The following is an 18,446-nucleotide window of genomic DNA, read 5'->3' on the forward strand; positions in this document are numbered from 1 at the left end:
AGCGCTTGTGGCGCGTGGTTTTGCGTTCGATGAGCTGGGTATGGGGCCAGTTCCGGCCACGTACTGGGAGACAGACGGGCCCGTCGTCGCGGAGCGTAGCCAACGCCCCGGAGCCGCTTGGTCGTTACGGGCGAACACTGCCGTGGGCGGGGCGCCGCAGGTGTTGGGTTGCCTGCCAGGCCACGTGTTCGTCATCGATACCTCCATTGTCCCACGGAACATTTCGCAAGCCCACGTCGGCCACCAGCCCAAAGTGTAAGCGCTTACAATTTTGTCATTCAAGAGAGTACAGCCGAACTCGAAATTGTGACGCGACTCTCACCGGCGTCTTGATTTTGGACCTTGGATGGTTTCTAATCCGGCGAACTACCGCAACACGTAGTACTTAAGGAACGCGCTGACATCCACCAGTTCCTGCGGCTCAATCCGGTGCCCCATCCCCGGATAGGTCCGCGCTGTCAGCGCGACGTTCGCCTCCAGCCACTCCTCGGTGTGCGCGATCGCGTCCTCGTTGATGACCGGATCGGCCTTGTCCCTGCCCCAAAAGAACGGGGGCGGACTGTCGAAGGACTCGCTGAGGGCAAGGAGGTCGTTGTCCAGCACGAATCCGGACAGGCCCACCGTGGCCGTAAACTCCTGGGGACGCAACCGCAGGAGCGTGCTGGCCATCGCCATGCCCTGGGAGTAGCCCAGCAGGCTGACGCTGCTGTGGTTCCCTTTGACGGAGTTGATCCAGTCGAACACCCGGTTGGTGGAGGCGATGACATCCGCAAAGTCGTTGGTGAGGAAGTAGTCCAGCAGGAACCAACCGTAGTCGTCGCCAATGACTTTAGGCCCGCGCAGCGCAGCGCAGCTGAAGTCGGCAGGCAAATGCGGGAACAGCTTCTCCATGCGCTGCTCGCTTGTCCCATAACCGTGCAACATCACCAGCAACGGGGTGCCTGCTCGCTCGTTTTCAGGCTTCGACCAAACCACTGATTCCATGGAACTGAGACTAGTAGACTTGCCGCATGACTCCGCAGGAACTGGCCAACCTGGCCCATCTGCGGCGAGCGCGCGACTTCATTGACCGTGAGTACGCCCGCCCGCTGGACGTTCCCACCATGGCCGCCGGCGCGCTCATGTCCCCGGCGCACTTCTCCCGGCAATTCAAGGCTGCGTATGGCGAATCGCCCTACAACTACCTCATGACCAGGCGGATCGAGCGGGCCATGGCATTGCTTCGGTCAGGAACCAGCGTGACGGATGCCTGCATGGAGGTTGGCTGTACATCGTTGGGTTCGTTCAGTTCCCGCTTCACCGAGATCGTGGGCATAACCCCCAGCGAGTACCGCTCCCGCGAACACCACGCCGTGAAAGCCATGCCCACGTGCATCGCCAAGCAGCACACCCGCCCCGACCGCAAGGGTGGCAACAACCTGAGCAGGATCGAAGAAGCGCCCGCCACGTAGCTGAAATAGCGTGGGCGATATGAACATTTCACTGAAGTACGCACACGTCACTGTCAACGATGTCGATGAATCCCTGGCCTTCTACCGTGATGGCCTGGGCTTGCAGGTCCGTAACGATGTCGGCTCGGACGGCCAACGCTGGGTCACGCTCGGCAGCGATGCCCAGCCGGATCTTGAACTGGTCCTGTCCCCACCGCATGCCGGCCGCTCCCAGGCAGACGGCGACGCCATCCAGGAACTCCTCACCAAGGGCGTCATGCCCATGCTCGTGTTCAGCACCGACGACCTCGACGAAACTTTCGAAAAGCTCCGCGCCACCGGTGCCGAGGTCCTGCAGGAGCCGATCGTCCAGCCATGGGGTCCGCGCGACTGCGCTTTCCGCGACCCTTCGGGCAACATGATCCGCATCAACCAGGGCTAAGGCCCCTGGAGTACGACGGCGGGAGGTCACCTTGGGCACCCACGGTGACCATTCGCCGTCGTACTTCTCCTGCTGTGTACCGCGTCCTGTCAGCGGCCAAGCAGGTACTTGGCGTCCGACAAATCGCCGTCCTGATGAGTGGAGGCGATGGCGGCGGAAACGACGTCGGACAAGCGGTGCCGACGACGGTAGGCCTCGCGCTGCAACCGTTCGCCCGTTCCGCGGCGGAGGATGTTTGCCACCCCCGCGCGTGCAGCGGTCAGGTCCCCGGCCTCCACCAGGGCCCGGCGGACGTGCCGTAGGAGGGCAGCCACGACGTCGGCCACGGGATAGGGCGTCTGTTCCAGCGGGTGCAGCAACTGCTGGTCAACGCCGAAGCGGCTGGCTTTCCAGTTGGCCATTCGCAGGATCGGGGTGGAAACGCCCGACGGCGGGACCCCCTCGCGCCACTCGCCCACCGAGGTCTCCACCAGGGCCCGCGCGATCAGCGCAATGGTCAACGCATCCTCGGCATAAAGGCAAACATCGGCAACCCGGAACTCAACGGTGGGATGCCCCCTGGAAAGACGCGCATCAAAATAGATCATGCCCTCATCAAGGGGTACACCCGTGGCGAGGAGGCTTGAGGCCATGGCCTGGTAGCCCTCGGCGGATCCGAAGACATCCATGGGACCAGCCGTAGGCCAACGGTTCCAGATCTGGGTTCGATAGCTGGCGAACCCGGTGTCGGCGCCCATCCAGAACGGCGAGTTGGCGCTCAGCGCCAGAAGCACGGGAAGCCAGTGCCGCATCCGGTCCAGGACGGCTACGCCCTCCTCCGGCGACTCGATGGAAACATGGACATGGAAACCGCAGGTCAGCTGTTCGCGCGAAATGAGGCCGAACTCGTTGCCCATGGCCGCGTACCGCTGGTTGCCCCCGGTGGGCGTCGCATGGAAGACCGGCGGCGTTGCCAGTGCTGCCACCCTGGCCCCGACAGCCCTCGCGGCCTTATCCGCGAGGGCCCGGCCCGCGCGGATTTCGGCCCGGAGTTCGTACGCTGTCCGGCAAGGGAGCGAATTGACTTCAATCTGTTCCTGCTTGAACTCCGACTTCAAGGATGGTGCGTCATCGCCGGCCTCCTCAGCCGGAGTGCCTGCCACATCCAGGATGCCGGCGGCCAAAGCCAAAGGCGTCCCATCCGAAGGGTCGGCAATCAGCAACTCTTCCTCGACACCAAAGGTGCGCATGGCCACCCCTCCCCACGACGAGTTATTCAGGAACGGCGGTCAGCCGACGTGCCGCGGAACCTCCATTTGGAATCCGCAACGGCAGTGGAGCACCTGGGTCTGCAGGTACACCTCAAGAAGGTTGGGGGTCCCGGGACCGTCCGTGGTCCGGGGTGCCTCAATCACGCGCTCCGTGGGGCGTCCCAACGTCATGGGCTCGCCACAGTGGGTGCAGCTGAACCAGAGCCCAGCGGCGGACGTTGACAGGAATTCCCTTTGGATCTCCGGCACCAGCGCGTCCAGGCGGACGGTGTGGGCGTAGAAGGTATCGCACTCGCTGCATGTGTAGCTGACGTCCACCAACTGGGACTGGTTGGGGGCAGACTCTACGACCGTTTCGACGAAAACGTACGAATCCGTGTCGCAGACAGTGCACCATGGGCGTGCGTCGGTATCAGCGACTGCGGGCACCGGCCCCGAGAGGGGTTTCGGGGCGGGAATCGGGGATCCAAGCGTCATTGCCATTCTCCTTTTGCTCCTTCAAGGAGCCTGCATGCATGCACGCGGAGAGCCGGCCGATAGAGGCCACGGCTTCAGTGCAGTTCTTGGACCATCCTTGATGGCGATTAGCATGAGGCTCCAAGGGCTATCTGCTTAACCCATGTATGAATGTAGTTCACCAGTGGCGGGGGTCACAAGGGATGGGAAGCCCAAGGACCGGCTGCCAGCCTGCGCTTAGGGCTCGAAGTGGGCCACGGGCGCATGGTTCGCCACGGACTTTACCAAGGACTCCGCGACGTCCCGGAGCTTCTGGTTCCGGGTGCTGGATGCCTTCTTGAGGATTTGGAATGCCTCGTCCTGCGAGCAGCGGTTCTGGCCCATGATGACGCCACAGGCGAGGTCGATCACTGTACGTGAGTGCATTGCTTCCTGGAGGTCCTCGGCATGCTGCTGCTTGGCGCCGATCCGTACGGCAAGCCTGAGCGACCGTTCGGCCTGGCTTGCGTAGAGCTCGCAACTGCGGATGGTGGCGTCATCGTAGACGTGTGCCTGCGGGGCGAAGAAGTTCAGTGCCGCGGTAGCGCCCTCGTCCAGTTCGAGCGGCACGCAAAGGGCTGAACGGTGGCCGCGCTCAGCGATGACCGTGCAGTACTCGGACCACCGCTCTTCGGTGGAGGTGTCGGGAACGTGCACCGTCTTGTGGCTTCGCATGGCTTCCAGGCAGGGGCCGTCGCCATAGGCCTGCTGGACTTCGTCAATCAGGCGCGCCTCGTGGGTACTGCCGGCCACGGTGGCGGTGCGTCGACGACGGCTCAAGGTGATGCCGCAGAGGACATCGACTCCCACAGCCTGGGAGACCGCGGACGCCGAGAACGCCGCGAGTTCATTAAGGAATCCGCCCACGTCCTCGCTGTCGATCACGAGGTCCTGCAACTGCTCGGGGACCGAAACTTCGTCGGGCGCCGGGTCGGCTTCCAGCCGCGCCAGATCTACGTTCATTTCGTCCATGCCTTAGTTTAGGGTCGGGGTGGTACTGCACCGCCACCCCTTGATGAATGACAACAGAATCCTTGCATATGCGGTGCACCTATGTGCACAATTCTGCTACGTCCCCATCGAGGGATGAAGGCTTTCCAGCTCATGCAGACGGGCGTCCCGCATTTTTTGATGCAAAGGTACAGACCCATGTCGGCCCAGCCAGCGTCCCGAGTCCCGGACGAAGCCCACCAACCTCCTGATGAACCACTGTGGTGCAAGCGCTGCAACACGGACAGGAATCTCCTGGTCAATTCCATCCAGTCCCACTACCCACCGGCCCCCAATACGGTCGATGTCGCGTACGAATGCTGCAGTTGCAGATATTCCTACACGCAGACTGCCTCAGTCCAGAAAGTGGCTGCGGTGCTCAACCGCCCGGGCATCACCCAGGGTGTGCTGCAGTTCGGCGGCCAGTATCTTCACTGCGGCGAACCCATGAAGACCAAGAGCTGCGAATTGCGCAGGATACAGACTCCCCTGGTGTTGAAGCCCAAGGGACAGCTGCGGATATACGAGGTGTTGATCAACACCCGGATTCTCGGATGTCGCTGCGGCTTCCGCATGGAGATTCCGGACTGAACCCGACCATTTGGCTTCGGCCCCACAACACAGCCCCGGAGCGACATAGCCCTCTGGCGACCGGAAGGAACACCATGCACGCAGAACCACACAGAAAAGAGTCCGCAGTGACCGGCGGGAAGAGCGGCCAAGGCAAGAAGCGGAAGCTTCCTGATCCGCCGGATCCGGACAACCTGCCCATCGATTATCCGGGCTCCGGGTGGGATTCGGGCAGCTACCCCAGCCATGTGCCTCCAGCGCTTCGTCCCCGGCATGCGGCCCACCACAAGAGCGTGTGACCATGGATCCGCAGGGCACACCGCATCCTGATCCCAGCCGCAGTCCCGGTACGGATCCCAGTCGCGAACCGCGTCCGACCCCCGAGCCCGTCCCCCTTCCAGAGCCCGGGCCACCGCCGGTTCCGGAACCCACGCCGGGGCCGGCCGCACCGCCGACGCCTGCACCGGGAGGCGAGCCCCGACCCTAAGCGGTCCGTTGGCACCTCCACCCCATAGAACGGATCTTGGCAAATCCCCCAGTCAGGATCCGAAGTAGGGCATGCCGCACTACAGGGAGTGCGGCATGCCCTTTGGCGTGTCCAGGCGCACCTACACGCCTATCTTTGTTTATGTTGGTTTTCTCTTGACGTACCCACATAAACAAAGATAGAGTCAAGCAATTCCACATCGTTGTGACAGCAGTCACGGACGTGGCTGAACTGAATTCTTGGCTTTACCGCAATGGAGGGTAAGTGTTCGCAGAAGAGCGCCAACAACTGATCTCCGCCCTCGTCGTCGAGCGCGGACGGGTGAGCGTCACTGACCTCGCCGACCGTTTCAGCATCACCACTGAGACCATTCGCCGCGACCTCGCAGCCCTCGAAGTTTCCGGAAACCTGCGGCGGGTGCATGGCGGCGCGGTTCCTTCGGACCGGCTGAGCACCAGGGAAGAGAGCATCCTTGAGCGTGCAGTTCAGCGCCAGTCCCAAAAACTACGCATCGCCAACGCAGCACTCGCACTGATTCCGGAACTCACCAGCGGCAGCATCCTCCTGGACGCCGGATCAACCACGGAAACCCTCGCGGACTTGCTCGCCCAGCGGACGCCGGCTGCCCACGGGAGCGACGAACTCGTCGTCATCACGCATGCCATCCCCATTGCCGGCAAGCTCTCTTCCACTCCCGGAATTGCGCTCCAGATCCTGGGCGGCCGTGTCCGCGGCCTGACCCAGGCGGCGGTCGGGCAATCCACCGTTGAGGCCGCGTACCGGCTCCGTCCGGACATCGCTTTTGTCGGGACCAACGGGATCCACGCCGACTTCGGCCTGAGCACACCCGACCCCGAGGAAGCAGCGGTCAAGGCCGCCTTCGTCAAGTCTGCCCGGCGAGTTGTTGCCCTGGCCGATTCTTCCAAACTGGACGCTGAAACACTGGTCCAGTTCGCCACGTTGAAGGATGTTGACACCTTGATAACAGACAACGAACCGTCCGCGGAACTCGCGGCCGCCCTGGCCGATGCCGGCGTCGACGTGGTGATCGCATGATCGTCACACTGACAGCGAACCCCAGCCTGGACAGGACAGTAGAACTCCCCGGTGCCCTGGCCCGCGGGGAAGTCCAGCGCGCCGTGGCCGTCCACCAGGAATCCGGCGGCAAGGGCGTCAATGTCTCCCGGGCCCTTGTAGCATCCGGCCTCGAAACGTTGGCCGTCCTTCCGGGCGCCGACTCGGACCCCGTCCTTTCCGGACTGCACGACGGCGGCGTGCCGTTTGCGGCGCTCCCCATCGGCCAGGCGCTGCGCAGCAATGTCACGCTCACCGAACCGGATGGCATCACTACCAAGATCAACGAACCCGGCCCGGAGCTGAGCGGTGAACAGCAGGAAGCCCTGATCGGGCTGCTGCTGGACCGTTCCCGTGGCGCCAGCTGGGTGGTTCTCGCGGGCTCGCTCCCACCAGGGGTGCCTGCGGATTTCTACGCCACAATCGCGCGTCGGCTCCGGTCGAACGCAGATGGGACGGTAGCCCCAGGCATCGCCATCGACTCCTCCGGGGCGCCGCTTGCGGCAGCCCTGGTGGGTGATGCCGCAGGAAAGCCGGACCTCCTCAAGCCGAACGCGGAAGAGCTCGCCGAGCTTGCAGCCGCTGCAGGTTTCACCAACGTCTACACAGCTGAGCAACTGGAAGCAGACCCGGCCAAAGCCGCCCAAGCTGCTGCCGCCGTCGTCGCCAGCGGTGTAGGCGCCGTTCTCGCAACACTCGGGTCCAAGGGCGCAGTCCTGGTGACCGCGGACGGAGCATGGTTCGCCACGCATCCGCCCATCAAGGCCGTCAGCACAGTGGGCGCAGGGGATTCATCCTTGGCCGGCTACCTATTGGCCGCAACTCAGGGTGGTTCCGCTCAGGACTGCCTTCGTCAAGCTGTGGCACATGGTGCCGCTGCTGCTTCGCTGCCGGGCTCCACTGTCCCGGCAGTCCACCAGACAACCCCCGACGCCGTAACCATCACGGCCCTCCAGAAGGACTAACAGTGACCCAGCTGATCACACCCCAATTGGTCACCCTTGACCAGAACCTGGGCGACTCCCCCGCCGACGTCATCCGCGTCCTGGCCGGCAAAGTCGCCGCGGCCGGCCGTGCTTCCGAGGTTGAAGGGCTCTTCACGGATGCCTTTGCCCGCGAGCAGAAGACCGCCACCGGCGTCCCCGGCGGGATCGCCATCCCGCACTGCCGTTCAGCCGCGGTTACGGAGCCTGCCCTGGCCATGGCGCGCCTGTCCCACAAGGTGGACTTCGGCGCCAAGGACGGTCCGGCGGACCTGATCTTCTTCATCGCGGCACCGGACGGGGCCGACCAGGAACACCTGAAGCTGCTCTCCAAGTTGGCCCGCTCACTCATCAAGAAGGACTTCACGGCAGCGCTGCGCGCGGCTTCCTCCCCAGAAGAAATAGTGGAGCTGGTGGACGGCGCCATTGCTGACGCTCCAAAGACGAGCGAAGCCGGGGATGGGGGTCGCGGAGTGGTTGGGCATCGCGAAGCGGGCACGACCCCCATCGCCGGCGAAGCCTCGAACGCGCCGGCAGCCAAGCGCATCGTTGCAGTCACCGCTTGCCCCACGGGCATTGCGCACACTTACATGGCGGCCGACTCACTCGTGGCTGCAGCCAAGGAAATGGGCGTGGACCTCCAGGTCGAGACCCAGGGTTCCTCCGGCGCCAAGCCGCTGGACCCGGCCGTGATCGCTGCAGCTGACGCGGTCATCTTCGCCGTCGATGTCGATGTTCGCGGCAAGGAGCGCTTTGCCGGTAAGCCCGTCATCAATGCTCCAGTCAAGCGGGGCATCGACGAACCCACCAAGATGGTCCAGGAAGCCCTGGCTGCTGCGGAAGACCCGCATGCACGCCGCGTTCCGCACTTCGGTGCCGAAGAGCAGGCTGAGCGTGCCGAGGAGGAGAAGGGCGAGCACATCGGCCAGAAGCTGAAGCGCGCACTCCTCACCGGTGTCAGTTACATGATCCCGTTTGTTGCCGGTGGTGGCCTGCTGATTGCCCTCGGGTTCCTCATGGGTGGCTACCTCATCACCAGCTTCGCGGACAAGATCGTTGTCGAAAACAGCATCTTCAACCTGCCCACCGAATTCCCGGACAATGCCTGGGGGCCGCTGGGTGCCTACATCGGAGCGGTGCTGTTCAAGATCGGCGCCCTGTCCCTCGGGTTCCTGGTTCCCGCGCTGGCCGGCTATATCGCCTACGCCATCGCTGACCGCCCTGGCATCGCCCCCGGTTTCGTGGCCGGCGCCGTGTCCGGGTTCATGGGCGCAGGCTTCCTTGGCGGTATCGTCGGCGGTCTCCTGGCGGGCTATGTTGCCTACCAAATCGGCAAGTTGGATGTCCCGCGTTGGCTTCGCGGCCTGATGCCAGTGGTCATCATCCCGCTGATCGCGTCCTTGGTGGCGTCCGGCTTGATGTTCCTGATCCTGGGCGCTCCCATCGTTGCCCTCACCAACGCCCTGAACACCGGACTCTCCAGCCTGACCGGCGCCGGCGCAGTCGTCCTGGGCATCATCCTGGGCCTCATGATGTGCTTCGACCTGGGCGGTCCCGTCAACAAGGTTGCTTACGCCTTCGCCGTTGCGGGCCTCGGTGCGGCGAGTGTTACCAACCAGGCTCCTTGGCAGATCATGGCCGCAGTCATGGCTGCAGGCATGGTTCCCCCGCTGGCAATGGCCCTGGCCACCGTTTTGGACAAGAAGCTCTTCTCCCTGGCCGAGCGTGAAAACGGCAAGGCCGCGTGGCTCTTGGGCGCTTCATTCATCTCCGAAGGTGCCATTCCCTTCGCAGCCGCAGATCCCCTGCGGGTCATCCCGGCCAGCATGGTGGGCGGTGCTGTAACCGGCGCCCTGTCCATGGCCTTTGGAGTCACGTCCAAGGCTCCCCACGGCGGCCTCTTCGTCTTCTTCGCGATCGACAACTTCGTGTTGTTCTTCCTCTCGATCGCAGTCGGCGTAGTCATCACGGCACTGTTGGTCATTGCCCTCAAGCGTTGGGCCGTTCGGAAGCCGGTTGAAGCAGAGCCAGTCCCCGCTACCGCCACCGCCAGCGTCTAGACTTCCCACAAAGCCACCCACACCTAAAGGAGCACCAATGCCCGAACGTACAGCCACCATCGCAAGCCGCGTCGGCCTCCACGCCCGCCCGGCAGCCATCTTCGCAGAGGCCGCCGGCGACCTTGACCTCGATGTCACCATTGCCCGCCAGGGCGATCCGGCCGACGACGCCATGGATGCAGCCAGCATCCTGTCCCTGATGAGCCTGGGTGCAGCCCACGGCGACGTGGTGGTCCTGCGCGCCGAGGGCGAGGGCGCTGACGCAGCCCTGGACAGCCTGGTCAAGATCCTCGAAACGGACCACGACGCGTAGCAGGGACGTGCAAGCTCCCCAATACTGAAGAAGAGCCTGGTGCCACCCCGGAAGAGGGCGGCACCAGGCTCTTTTCGCGTCCCGCTATGGCTTGGCGAGCGTGTCGAGGTGACGCGCCAGCATGCTGAGCATGGGACTTTCCGCCGGCAACTCCCCGCTCCATAGTCCGTTCATCGCAATTCCGTCCAGCAGCGCGCGCAGCCGCTGTGCTTCATACTCCGGGTCGCGGTCCCGGTGGAGTTGCCCTGCTTCCGCCAGGATCTGCAGGGCGGCGTGGCATGCGCGATCAACGGCCCCGCTAAGCCGGACCGCCGCAGGTCGCAGTTCGCTGTCAGTGAGGGAAAGGACGCCAAGCTGTACTTGCGCCACCAATTCCAGGCGTCGCTCCTTATCGAGGGGGAGCAATTGCATCAGCAAACCATCAACAAGGGCCCGCCCGGTGAGCTCAAGCGCGGCCACCCTGGCCGTGACCCGGTCCTCGATGAGTTGCAGGCAATACTCCCGAAGGGCATGCTGCGTGGCAAAGGCCCTCCGCAGCGAGGCAGCGGCGATGCCGGCTTCCGCCGCGACCCCGCGCACGGACAGGCCGGCCAGTCCATCACGCTCCAGGACTCGAAGGGAAGCTTCCGCAATCGCGGCGGTACGTGCCTCTGTGTCTATTCTCCGCGGCATGGTCTCAGCGCGAGGCAGTAGCGGCCGGCAATGCCCTGGCGGGCTTCTTGGGCCAGATCGTGTAGCTCACAGCCCAGAGGAAGTCGATGGCGAAGATGATGCCCAGGATGCGAAAGAACTCCGAGAGGGCGGCGGTTCGTTCTGCATCGTTCACCAGGAGGATGACCGCCCCCAACGTCGCAGCGGCGATGGTCATCGCCAACGCGGTGAGGAGTACGTCGCGCCAGCACTTGACCGTGTAGGCGGTCCCGCTGAGTCGTTCCGGAGCGGGTCCGCCGGCGAACCGGTGCTGGAAGTGCGCGTCGGCCCACGCCACCATGCGTTTGCCGTAGGCGATGGAGACGCCAATGTAGATTGCCGCCAGCCCGTGGTGCCAGGAGGCCGTTGCCCCGCCCAACAGATCGACGGCCACCAGAGCCAGCAGGACGGCATCGATCAAAGGAGCCATGAGCAAGAGGGCTCCGCCCAGGCGGCGGCGCTGCAGCACATACCGCGCTGTAAGGCCGGCGAGAATCGCCAACCAGAAAGCCACTTCGCAGACCACGATTGCAACCAGAATCATTCACCGCTCCTCAACGCCGCACTCCAAAGAGCCGTGGCCCTCGCGTTTTATTAGTACGAGTGTACTCATAAAATGCGACGACGAAACGGGAGCCGCCCGCCGCGGTTGCGCTAGCTCTGTTTTTCGATCAGGAATGCAGCAATGGAAGGTTCCGTGGCTTTGACTTCCTGCAGTTCCCCGGACAAGTAGGCCTCCACGATCCGAGGGTCAACATACGATGTACGCGCCACTGTTGGAGTGTTGCCCAGGAGGGCCGCCGCATCCTTCATGGCTTTTACCAGCGCCTGGGGTCGCGTCATGGTGCCGTCGGAGCTCAACAGGCTGAGGGCGGCAGCCGCGGTACCCTTCCAAGTCCGGAAATCCTTGGACGTGTAAGCCGCCCCGGCAATGGTGCGAAGGTACTCGTTGATCATGGAGGCATCCAGGGAGACCCAGGAACCATCCACCTTGTAGGCCAGCAGGCGTTCCTTGCCCGGTCGTCGGGCCAGAGGCTCCAGGAACGCAGCCAGGGCGGGGTCATTAATGGAGGTGTCCCACAGCTGCCCACTCTTGCCGGGGAACTTCAGCGCCACGGCATCGCCCTTGACCCGGGCATGCCGGCAGCGGAGGGTAGTGAGCCCATAGGAGCCGTTCTGGCGCATGTAACTTTCGGAGCCTACGCGCAAAGCACCGAGGTCCATCAACCGCACCGCTGCTGCGATGGTCTGCTGCTTGGGTGAGGAGGTGTCCTTGAGGTGGAGCGTGACGGCCCGGCGCACCGCAGGGAACACGGAGCCCAACTCCGCCGCGCGCTGGAACTTCTCGGTGTCCTTACGTTCACGCCAGCGGGGGTGGTACATGTACTGGCTGCGGCCGGCCGCGTCCACGCCGGTGGCTTGGATGTGTCCGTTTTCGAAGGGACAGATCCACACCTCAGTCCAGGCAGGCGGGATCGCCAGCGCGTTGATGCGCTGGCGATCCTCCTTGCTGACCAGGCTCCCGTCCGGGTGGCGGTAGCTAAAGCCCTTGCCCACCTTGCGGCGGACGATGCCGGGCTTGGAAAGGTCGCTTCGCTTAAGCCGTGGCACGCCGGGCTGCCTGTCCGCGATCAGCCAGGTCCGAGCGCTTGCTAGGCCTCGTCCGGGTCCGTGACAGATGCGCCTGCGTTCATGATTTCGGCGTTGATCATCCACACCAGCTGCTCGAGCCTGGAGATGAATGCGTGCAGGAGGTCCGCCGTCGTGGGATCTTCCTCATCCACTTCATCATGGACGTCGCGCATGGTCTGGACTGCGCGCTCCACGCGGTCGGTCACCAGCTTGACGGCGTTCTTGGTGTTGACCAGGCCGGCGGGGAATTCCTCAAGCCGCGTGCCCTTGGCGACGGTGGCGCTGCGGCCATCGGGGAGTGCGTGAAGGGCCCTCATCCGCTCCGCGGTGTCGTCGGCGAATTCGCGCGTTGCCACCACCAGCTCATCCAGCTGAAGGTGAAGGTCCCGGAAGTTGGGCCCCACAATGTTCCAGTGGGCCTGCTTGCCCTGGAGCTGCAGCTCGATAAGGTCTGTCAGGACGATCTGAAGGTTGTCTGCAAGCTGCTGTGACGCTTTCATGTGTTCCTCTCGTGGACGTTCATCCGAGCCAATACGTGCCACCTGTTTATCGCGGCACCGCCCAATCATCAAGTGACGACTTCAACAAGCCTTTCATAAGGTTGCTTAGTAGTACAATGAGGAGTGTTGCTGTTCACAACTGGCGAACTTCATCCTACGGTGAAGACCTGTTGGGGATAGCGGATAGGCACTTGAGGGCGGCGGAACGCCCCTAAGTACCGGCATAACTAAATCGAAGTAAACCGGAATGCATAGTTGGGAATCCGTTGATTCCCCCAGAAAGGAATGTGCTGACCATGAATACGCTTCTGATCATTGCTGGTGTAGTAGCAATTGTCCTTCTCCTTGTGGGCGGCTTCTCCCAGGCCCTTAGCTGGCTGCTGTGGGTGGGAATCGTCCTCCTCGTAGTGGCGGCCATTGGCTGGCTCCTGAGCTTCATGTCAGGGCGCCGGGGTCATACGGTCTGAAGCCAGGTTCCCCGCCGAGGACTGCCCCGCTGCGCGGAACTGCGCGTCGGAGCAGTCCTCGGTCGCTTCTATTGGCCAGCAAGAGTTGCGAGGTGCATCAATGACGGAGCCGGATCACATTCCGCGGGTAGGACGTAACGAGTCCACCGAAGAGCGGATGGACCGGAACTGGATGGAATTGATCCAGGAGCTGCGCGTGCTCCAAACGGGAGTCCAGATCCTGGGGGGCTTCCTGCTGACACTCCCTTTCCAGGCCCGATTCAGTGAACTGGACGACTGGCAGCAGAACCTTTACCTCTTCAACGTCATGACCGCAGCTTTGACGACTGTGCTCATCGTCGTCCCGGTGAGCGTGCACCGCCGGCTGTTCCGGCGGGGGCTCAAAGCCACCCTTGTCTCCAGCGCTGACGTCATCACCAAATTTGCCCTGGCAGGAGTTGCCCTTCTGATTACCGGCTCCGCCTCCCTGGTCTTCGACGTGACAGCCGGCAGGACTGCGGGGTTGGTGGCCGGCGGCGGCATCATCCTGGTCCTGCTGGTTTTTGTGGTGGGCATGCCGCTGTGGCTGCAACAACAGGCCGGGACAACCAACGGCACTTCAAAGGAGGGCTGAGCCTCCGTGTACCTCAGCGAACGCGGCAAGTCCGTTGCCGAACCCCACTACAAGACAGGCGCCTAACCAGGGAAAGGAAACGAACCATGCCGGAAAAGAAGAATCCCAGCATCAAAGATCCCGAACTGTATAAAGAACTTCGCGAGGATGGCGCATCCAAGGAAAAGGCCGCCCGCATCTCAAACGCCGCTGCTGCGCAGGGGCGCAAGGCCGTGGGCCGTAAAGGTGGAAAGTCGGGCGACTATGACGATTGGACCGTGGACAAATTGAAAGCCCGCGCCAAGGAACTGGGCATCAAAGGCTATTCCGGAAAAAAGAAGGCTGAACTCATCTCCATGTTGCGGAACCACTAGTTCAGAGGCGCAAACAAAAAGCGGTGGCCACCTGGCGGGGCAGCCTCCGCTTTTGTGCGGAACGACGACGCCGGGTCACGCCTTTTTCTTGGCCCGCGCCTTAGGCTTGCTGGCAGTCTTGGTCGCGGCAGCGTCGTCGTCGGACGCCTTTTCCTTGCCGCGTTTCTTGTCGAGGCTGCGCTTGAGCGCTTCCATGAGGTCGATGACGTCGCCACCTTCGCCTTCGCCTTCCACGACGCCGAAGGTGGCCTCCGTGTCCAGGGCCTCGCCCTTCTCCAGCTTGGCCTCGATCAGCGTCTTCAGCTGTGCCTGGTAGTCGTCGGTATATTCCTCGGGATCGAAGTCGTGCGCCATGGAGTCCACCAGGGCTGAGGACATTTCGAGTTCCTTGTCCGAAATCTTGACGTCGGTCTCCAGGGACGGGAACTTAGCTTCCCGGACCTCGTCCCCCCACAACAACGCCTGCAGCAGGAGCACGTCCCCGCGCACCCGGAGCGCCCCCAAACGGGTTTTTTGGCGCAGGGCGTACTGGACTATGGCAATCCTGTCCGTGTCTTCCAGGGTCTGTCGCAGCAACATGTAGGCCTTGGGTGACTTGGAGTCAGGTTCAAGGAAATAGCTGCGCTCGTACATGATGGGGTCCAGTTGCTCGGCAGGGATGAACTCCACTACCTCGATTTCCCGGCTGCTCTCTTCCGGGAGGGACTTCAACTCGGCCGCCGTCAGGACTACAGTCTGGCCTTCCTCTTCGTAGGCCTTATCAATGTCCTCATACGCCACCACTTCACCGCAGACTTCACATTTCCGCTGGTACCTGATGCGGCCGCCGTCCTTATTGTGGACCTGGTGAAGGCTTATATCGTGATCCTCCGTGGCACTGTAGAGCTTCACTGGTACGTTGACCAGACCGAACGCGATAGATCCCTTCCATATGGCCCTCATGAACCCAGTCAACAGCACAAGCACGCAGAGGAGAAGAGGTGGCAGGCAAGCAGAAGGAGCGTGTCGTGGTGGAGGGCCACGAGCTCACCCTCACCAACCTGGGCAAAATCATCTACCCCGAAACCGGCACCACCAAGGCCGAGGTGCTGGAGTACTACGCTGCCGTGGCGCCGTTCCTCATCCCCGCGGCGGCCAACAGGCCCGTCACCCGCAAACGCTGGGTCAACGGAGTGGGCACTGCCGAGCATCCGGGCCAGGTTTTCTTCCAGAAGAACCTGGAGGACTCCGCGCCCAAATGGATACCGCGCGCCACCATCCACCATTCGGACCACACCAACGACTACCCCATGGTGAACAACCTGGCCACGCTCACGTGGATGGCCCAGATCGCCTCGCTGGAGATCCACGTTCCACAGTGGCAGGTTGACGCCGCAGGCAACCCGCTCCGCCCCGACCGTTTTGTGCTGGACCTCGATCCCGGCCCGGGCGCGGGGCTGCCTGAATGCGTCGAGGTGGCCAGGCTGGCCCGCTCCATCCTCCAGGACATGGGCATGGACCCCGTCCCCGTCACCAGTGGAAGCAAGGGCATCCACCTTTACACAGGTTTGGACGGGACCCTCAAGTCGGAGCAGGTTGCGGCCTTCGCCCATGAACTTGCCCGCGCTTTGGAGTCCGACCACCCGGGGCTGGTGGTCAGCGACATGAAGAAGTCCCTGCGCGCAGGCAAGGTACTGGTGGATTGGAGCCAGAACAGCGGCAACAAGACCACCATCGTGCCGTACTCCCTGCGCGGCAAAGCCCACCCCACGGTTGCCGCGCCCCGCACCTGGCGGGAACTGGATTCCCCGACGCTCGACCATCTGGACTACACCGCCGTGATGGAACGGGTCCGGACCGGCAAGGACCATTTCGCCCCCATCTCGGACCGGCACCTGCCGCCGCACGGCGAAGACACCGACGACGGCGATGCTGCTTCGGGCGGTTCGCGCGGCAGGGTGGTGACGGTGGAGAACCGTCTCGCTAAATATGTTGGGATGCGCGATCCGGAGAAAACCCCGGAGCCGTTTCCGTCGTCGTCGGCCGCTGCCGCGGCGGCGACCAGCGCGACATCCTCCGAACAGCCAAAACCGGGCGACCCTCCGCCGCCCGGCGGCATCTTCGTCATCCAGGAGCATCATGCACGGCGCTACCACCTGGACCTGCGTTTGGAGCACAACGGTGTCCTGGCGTCCTGGGCATTGCCCCGTGGTGTTCCGGAAACACCCGAGCGGAACAATCTGGCCGTCCATACCGAAGACCACCCCATGGAGTACGCAACGTTCGCCGGGATCATTCCGAAGGGCGAGTACGGGGCGGGAACCATGACCATTTGGGACCGCGGCGAGTACACCTGCGAGAAATGGCGCGACGGCAAGGAAGTCATTGCCACCCTGACCGGCCAACCGGGAGGTGGACTGGGCGGCACCAAGCGTTTCGCGTTAATCAATACGGGCGACCGTTGGCTGATCCACCTGATGAAGGAGCAGCCGGGAGCGCGCCGAACTCCGCCCGTGAAGGACCCGAAGGCCGCCGCTCCCCCGGCCAAGCAGCCCCTCCGCGATTACGCCCCCATGCTGGCCACATCCGGGACCACGGCGGACCTTAGCGGGAATGACTGGCTGTACGAGCTCAAATGGGATGGCATCCGGGCCGTCATCACCGGAACCGAGGGCAAGATCCGGCTCATGAGCCGCAACGGCAACGACCTCACGGCCACTTATCCGGAGCTCACCGACCGCTCCTGCTGGCCGGAAGGCGACTTTGTTGCCGACGGGGAAATCGTGGCACTAGGCAAGGGCTCCCGGCCCGACTTCGGGCGGCTGCAACTCCGGATGAACCTGGCCAAGGCTGCCGATATCGAACGCGCCAGGGCCTCGGTTCCGGTCCAGCTCATGCTTTTCGACCTGATGTACGACGACGGCACGGACCTCATCGGGCTGCCTTACGTTGAGCGCCGCGAAAGGCTGTCGGCGTTCGCCGGACGCCTGAAGGCAGGATGTCCGCTGCATCTGTCGGCCGTACTGGACCACGATGTCGAAGACCTCATGTCCAGCGCCGCCGAGTTGGGCCTGGAAGGGGTCATGGCCAAGAAGGCGGACAGCCGGTACGCCGTGGGACGCCGCAGCAGGGCCTGGCTCAAGCTCAAACTGGAGCAAAGCCAGGAAGTCGTGGTGGGCGGTTGGCGGCCAGGGGCCGGCGCGCGGAGCGGAACCTTCGGGGCGCTGCTCTTGGGCATCCCCGACGGGGACCAGCTGCACTATGTGGGCAGGGTGGGGACCGGGTTCAAGGATTGGCAACTGCGGGACATTATCGGGCAACTGGAATCACGGGCCACCAGCGAATCCCCGTTCGCGGACATCCCTCGTGAGGACGCGGCCGGCGCCCACTGGGTGCGCCCGGACCTGGTGGCTGAGGTAACTTTCGGCAACTGGACCGGCCCTGGCCGGCTGCGCCATCCGGTGTGGCGTGGTTGGCGCCCGGATAAGTCCCCCTCGGACGTGAGCCAGCCCAACTGAATGGCAGTTGGGCTGGCTTCCGCGTCGGAGTAGTGCGGCTAGGAGGAGTGTGGCATCTGCGGACGGCTGGTCCGGTGGATCGCAGACACTGCGGCCCCCTGGCCCATGCGCCCGTGGGCTTGGTCGCGGTCCTTCGGGTGACGGCGCTTGCCGTTACCGTCCGGCCACTGCTGGCTTTGATCCGCGCCCAGCGCCAACGCTATGGCAGCAGGTTCGGGCATCGGGGCCATGTCCATGGACTCCACCAAGTGGCTCGCAACCTCAGGATTGATGTTTTCTGCTGAATGCTTCGCAGTCATGGTTCTTCCCTTTCAGTGTGCCTGTCCGATGGATTTACCAGCGGACCTTCTTCTCGGTCTTGGCTTGCTTACCGCTGGCGGACGTGGGCTTGTGGCCTTTGCCGGTGCTCTGCCATCCTGCTGGCGCTCCGCCACCGGACTTGCTGGCGAGCATCGCCCGCTGGGCGTCCGTGAGCTTGGATTTGATACCGCCCGATGCGGCTTGGTTCTTGTGGTCTGAAGGGTTGGCGGTCATATGGACTCCTAAAGTGTGTGAGTCCTGAAGAGACACGTATCCCGTGTGTTGCGGTTCAAGAAAAGG

The 18,446-nt window shown here is 63.4% G+C and carries 23 protein-coding genes; 12 read left to right on the forward strand and 11 right to left on the reverse strand.

All coding sequences use genetic code 11. The features are described from left to right. Window positions 1–366: 366 nt before the first annotated feature. Entirely contained in the window at window positions 367–984 is a 618-nt protein-coding gene (locus tag NEK97_RS12410) for an alpha/beta hydrolase (protein ID WP_235520239.1), read from the reverse strand. Window positions 985–1,010: 26 nt separating this feature from the next. On the opposite strand from NEK97_RS12410, the gene NEK97_RS12415 reads away from it, so the two are divergent. Both NEK97_RS12415 and NEK97_RS12420 read left to right on the forward strand, forming a co-directional pair. Then, window positions 1,011–1,451, forward strand: coding sequence for a helix-turn-helix transcriptional regulator (locus tag NEK97_RS12415; RefSeq protein ID WP_235520240.1), 441 nt, complete (start codon window positions 1,011–1,013; stop codon window positions 1,449–1,451). 19 nt (window positions 1,452–1,470) lie between these two features. Beyond that, window positions 1,471–1,872 (forward strand): VOC family protein, encoded by a 402-nt coding sequence (locus NEK97_RS12420; RefSeq protein ID WP_235520241.1) that lies wholly within the window; start codon window positions 1,471–1,473, stop codon window positions 1,870–1,872. An 89-nt stretch (window positions 1,873–1,961) separates the two neighbouring features. On the opposite strand, the gene NEK97_RS12425 is transcribed toward NEK97_RS12420, so the two are convergent. The 3 genes from NEK97_RS12425 to NEK97_RS12435 all read right to left on the reverse strand — a co-directional run bounded on the left by NEK97_RS12425 (window position 1,962) and on the right by NEK97_RS12435 (window position 4,589). Then, entirely contained in the window at window positions 1,962–3,101 is a 1,140-nt protein-coding gene (locus tag NEK97_RS12425) for a glutamate--cysteine ligase (protein WP_257370215.1), read from the reverse strand. A gap of 39 nt (window positions 3,102–3,140) precedes the next feature. After that, entirely contained in the window at window positions 3,141–3,599 is a 459-nt protein-coding gene (locus tag NEK97_RS12430; protein ID WP_235520243.1) for a hypothetical protein, read from the reverse strand. Window positions 3,600–3,815: 216 nt separating this feature from the next. Next, a complete protein-coding gene (locus tag NEK97_RS12435) occupies window positions 3,816–4,589 on the reverse strand; it encodes a GAF and ANTAR domain-containing protein (RefSeq protein ID WP_257370216.1) in 774 nt (257 codons plus the stop codon). Window positions 4,590–4,766: 177 nt separating this feature from the next. Here NEK97_RS12435 and NEK97_RS12440 point away from each other — a divergent pair, with 177 nt between their 5' ends. From NEK97_RS12440 to NEK97_RS12465, 6 genes are all read left to right on the forward strand, one after another. Then, window positions 4,767–5,198: a hypothetical protein gene (locus NEK97_RS12440; protein WP_257370217.1), complete on the forward strand. Its 432-nt coding sequence runs from the start codon at window positions 4,767–4,769 to the stop codon at window positions 5,196–5,198. A 74-nt stretch (window positions 5,199–5,272) separates the two neighbouring features. Further along, window positions 5,273–5,476, forward strand: a complete 204-nt coding sequence (locus NEK97_RS12445) for a hypothetical protein (RefSeq protein ID WP_257370218.1) — start codon at window positions 5,273–5,275, stop codon at window positions 5,474–5,476. Window positions 5,477–5,928: 452 nt separating this feature from the next. Beyond that, the gene (locus NEK97_RS12450) at window positions 5,929–6,720 is read left to right on the forward strand and encodes a DeoR/GlpR family DNA-binding transcription regulator (RefSeq protein WP_235520246.1); all 792 of its coding nucleotides are present in this window, start codon (window positions 5,929–5,931) and stop codon (window positions 6,718–6,720) included. Beyond that, window positions 6,717–7,703, forward strand: a complete 987-nt coding sequence (locus NEK97_RS12455; RefSeq protein WP_257370219.1) for a 1-phosphofructokinase family hexose kinase — start codon at window positions 6,717–6,719, stop codon at window positions 7,701–7,703. The genes NEK97_RS12450 and NEK97_RS12455 overlap by 4 nt, the downstream gene beginning before the upstream one ends. Before the next feature lie 2 nt (window positions 7,704–7,705). Then, window positions 7,706–9,781 carry a fructose-specific PTS transporter subunit EIIC gene (locus tag NEK97_RS12460; RefSeq protein ID WP_257370220.1) on the forward strand — a complete coding sequence of 692 codons (2,076 nt, stop codon included), beginning with the start codon at window positions 7,706–7,708 and terminating at the stop codon, window positions 9,779–9,781. A gap of 37 nt (window positions 9,782–9,818) precedes the next feature. Then, window positions 9,819–10,094, forward strand: coding sequence for an HPr family phosphocarrier protein (locus NEK97_RS12465; RefSeq protein ID WP_257370221.1), 276 nt, complete (start codon window positions 9,819–9,821; stop codon window positions 10,092–10,094). Window positions 10,095–10,178: 84 nt separating this feature from the next. Here the strand turns inward: NEK97_RS12465 and NEK97_RS12470 are convergent, their stop codons facing one another. From NEK97_RS12470 to NEK97_RS12485, 4 genes are all read right to left on the reverse strand, one after another. Next, window positions 10,179–10,766 carry a TetR/AcrR family transcriptional regulator gene (locus NEK97_RS12470; protein ID WP_257370222.1) on the reverse strand — a complete coding sequence of 196 codons (588 nt, stop codon included), beginning with the start codon at window positions 10,764–10,766 and terminating at the stop codon, window positions 10,179–10,181. Window positions 10,767–10,770: 4 nt separating this feature from the next. Continuing rightward, on the reverse strand, window positions 10,771–11,328 hold the full coding sequence (locus NEK97_RS12475; RefSeq protein ID WP_257370223.1) for a hypothetical protein: 558 nt from the start codon (window positions 11,326–11,328) through the stop codon (window positions 10,771–10,773). A 110-nt stretch (window positions 11,329–11,438) separates the two neighbouring features. Next, a complete protein-coding gene (locus NEK97_RS12480) occupies window positions 11,439–12,395 on the reverse strand; it encodes a DNA topoisomerase IB (RefSeq protein ID WP_257370224.1) in 957 nt (318 codons plus the stop codon). A 41-nt stretch (window positions 12,396–12,436) separates the two neighbouring features. After that, window positions 12,437–12,916, reverse strand: coding sequence for a Dps family protein (locus NEK97_RS12485; RefSeq protein ID WP_257370225.1), 480 nt, complete (start codon window positions 12,914–12,916; stop codon window positions 12,437–12,439). Between the two features lie 296 nt (window positions 12,917–13,212). Here NEK97_RS12485 and NEK97_RS12490 point away from each other — a divergent pair, with 296 nt between their 5' ends. From NEK97_RS12490 to NEK97_RS12500, 3 genes are all read left to right on the forward strand, one after another. Then, the gene (locus tag NEK97_RS12490; RefSeq protein WP_235520254.1) at window positions 13,213–13,383 is read left to right on the forward strand and encodes a hypothetical protein; all 171 of its coding nucleotides are present in this window, start codon (window positions 13,213–13,215) and stop codon (window positions 13,381–13,383) included. Between the two features lie 100 nt (window positions 13,384–13,483). After that, window positions 13,484–13,996 carry a DUF6328 family protein gene (locus NEK97_RS12495; protein ID WP_257370226.1) on the forward strand — a complete coding sequence of 171 codons (513 nt, stop codon included), beginning with the start codon at window positions 13,484–13,486 and terminating at the stop codon, window positions 13,994–13,996. An 86-nt stretch (window positions 13,997–14,082) separates the two neighbouring features. Beyond that, a complete protein-coding gene (locus NEK97_RS12500) occupies window positions 14,083–14,349 on the forward strand; it encodes a Rho termination factor N-terminal domain-containing protein (protein WP_257370227.1) in 267 nt (88 codons plus the stop codon). Between the two features lie 75 nt (window positions 14,350–14,424). Here NEK97_RS12500 and NEK97_RS12505 read toward each other — a convergent pair whose 3' ends face one another. Continuing rightward, window positions 14,425–15,291, reverse strand: coding sequence for a Ku protein (locus NEK97_RS12505; RefSeq protein WP_257370228.1), 867 nt, complete (start codon window positions 15,289–15,291; stop codon window positions 14,425–14,427). Between the two features lie 38 nt (window positions 15,292–15,329). Here NEK97_RS12505 and NEK97_RS12510 point away from each other — a divergent pair, with 38 nt between their 5' ends. Further along, window positions 15,330–17,846 (forward strand): ATP-dependent DNA ligase, encoded by a 2,517-nt coding sequence (locus tag NEK97_RS12510; RefSeq protein ID WP_257370229.1) that lies wholly within the window; start codon window positions 15,330–15,332, stop codon window positions 17,844–17,846. A 38-nt stretch (window positions 17,847–17,884) separates the two neighbouring features. Here the strand turns inward: NEK97_RS12510 and NEK97_RS12515 are convergent, their stop codons facing one another. Next, on the reverse strand, window positions 17,885–18,145 hold the full coding sequence (locus NEK97_RS12515) for a hypothetical protein (protein ID WP_257370230.1): 261 nt from the start codon (window positions 18,143–18,145) through the stop codon (window positions 17,885–17,887). A gap of 34 nt (window positions 18,146–18,179) precedes the next feature. Beyond that, entirely contained in the window at window positions 18,180–18,380 is a 201-nt protein-coding gene (locus tag NEK97_RS12520) for a hypothetical protein (protein WP_257370231.1), read from the reverse strand. Between the last annotated feature and the right edge of the window lie 66 nt (window positions 18,381–18,446).

This window comes from Paenarthrobacter sp. UW852 (genome assembly GCF_024608385.1).
GTDB lineage: Bacteria > Actinomycetota > Actinomycetes > Actinomycetales > Micrococcaceae > Arthrobacter.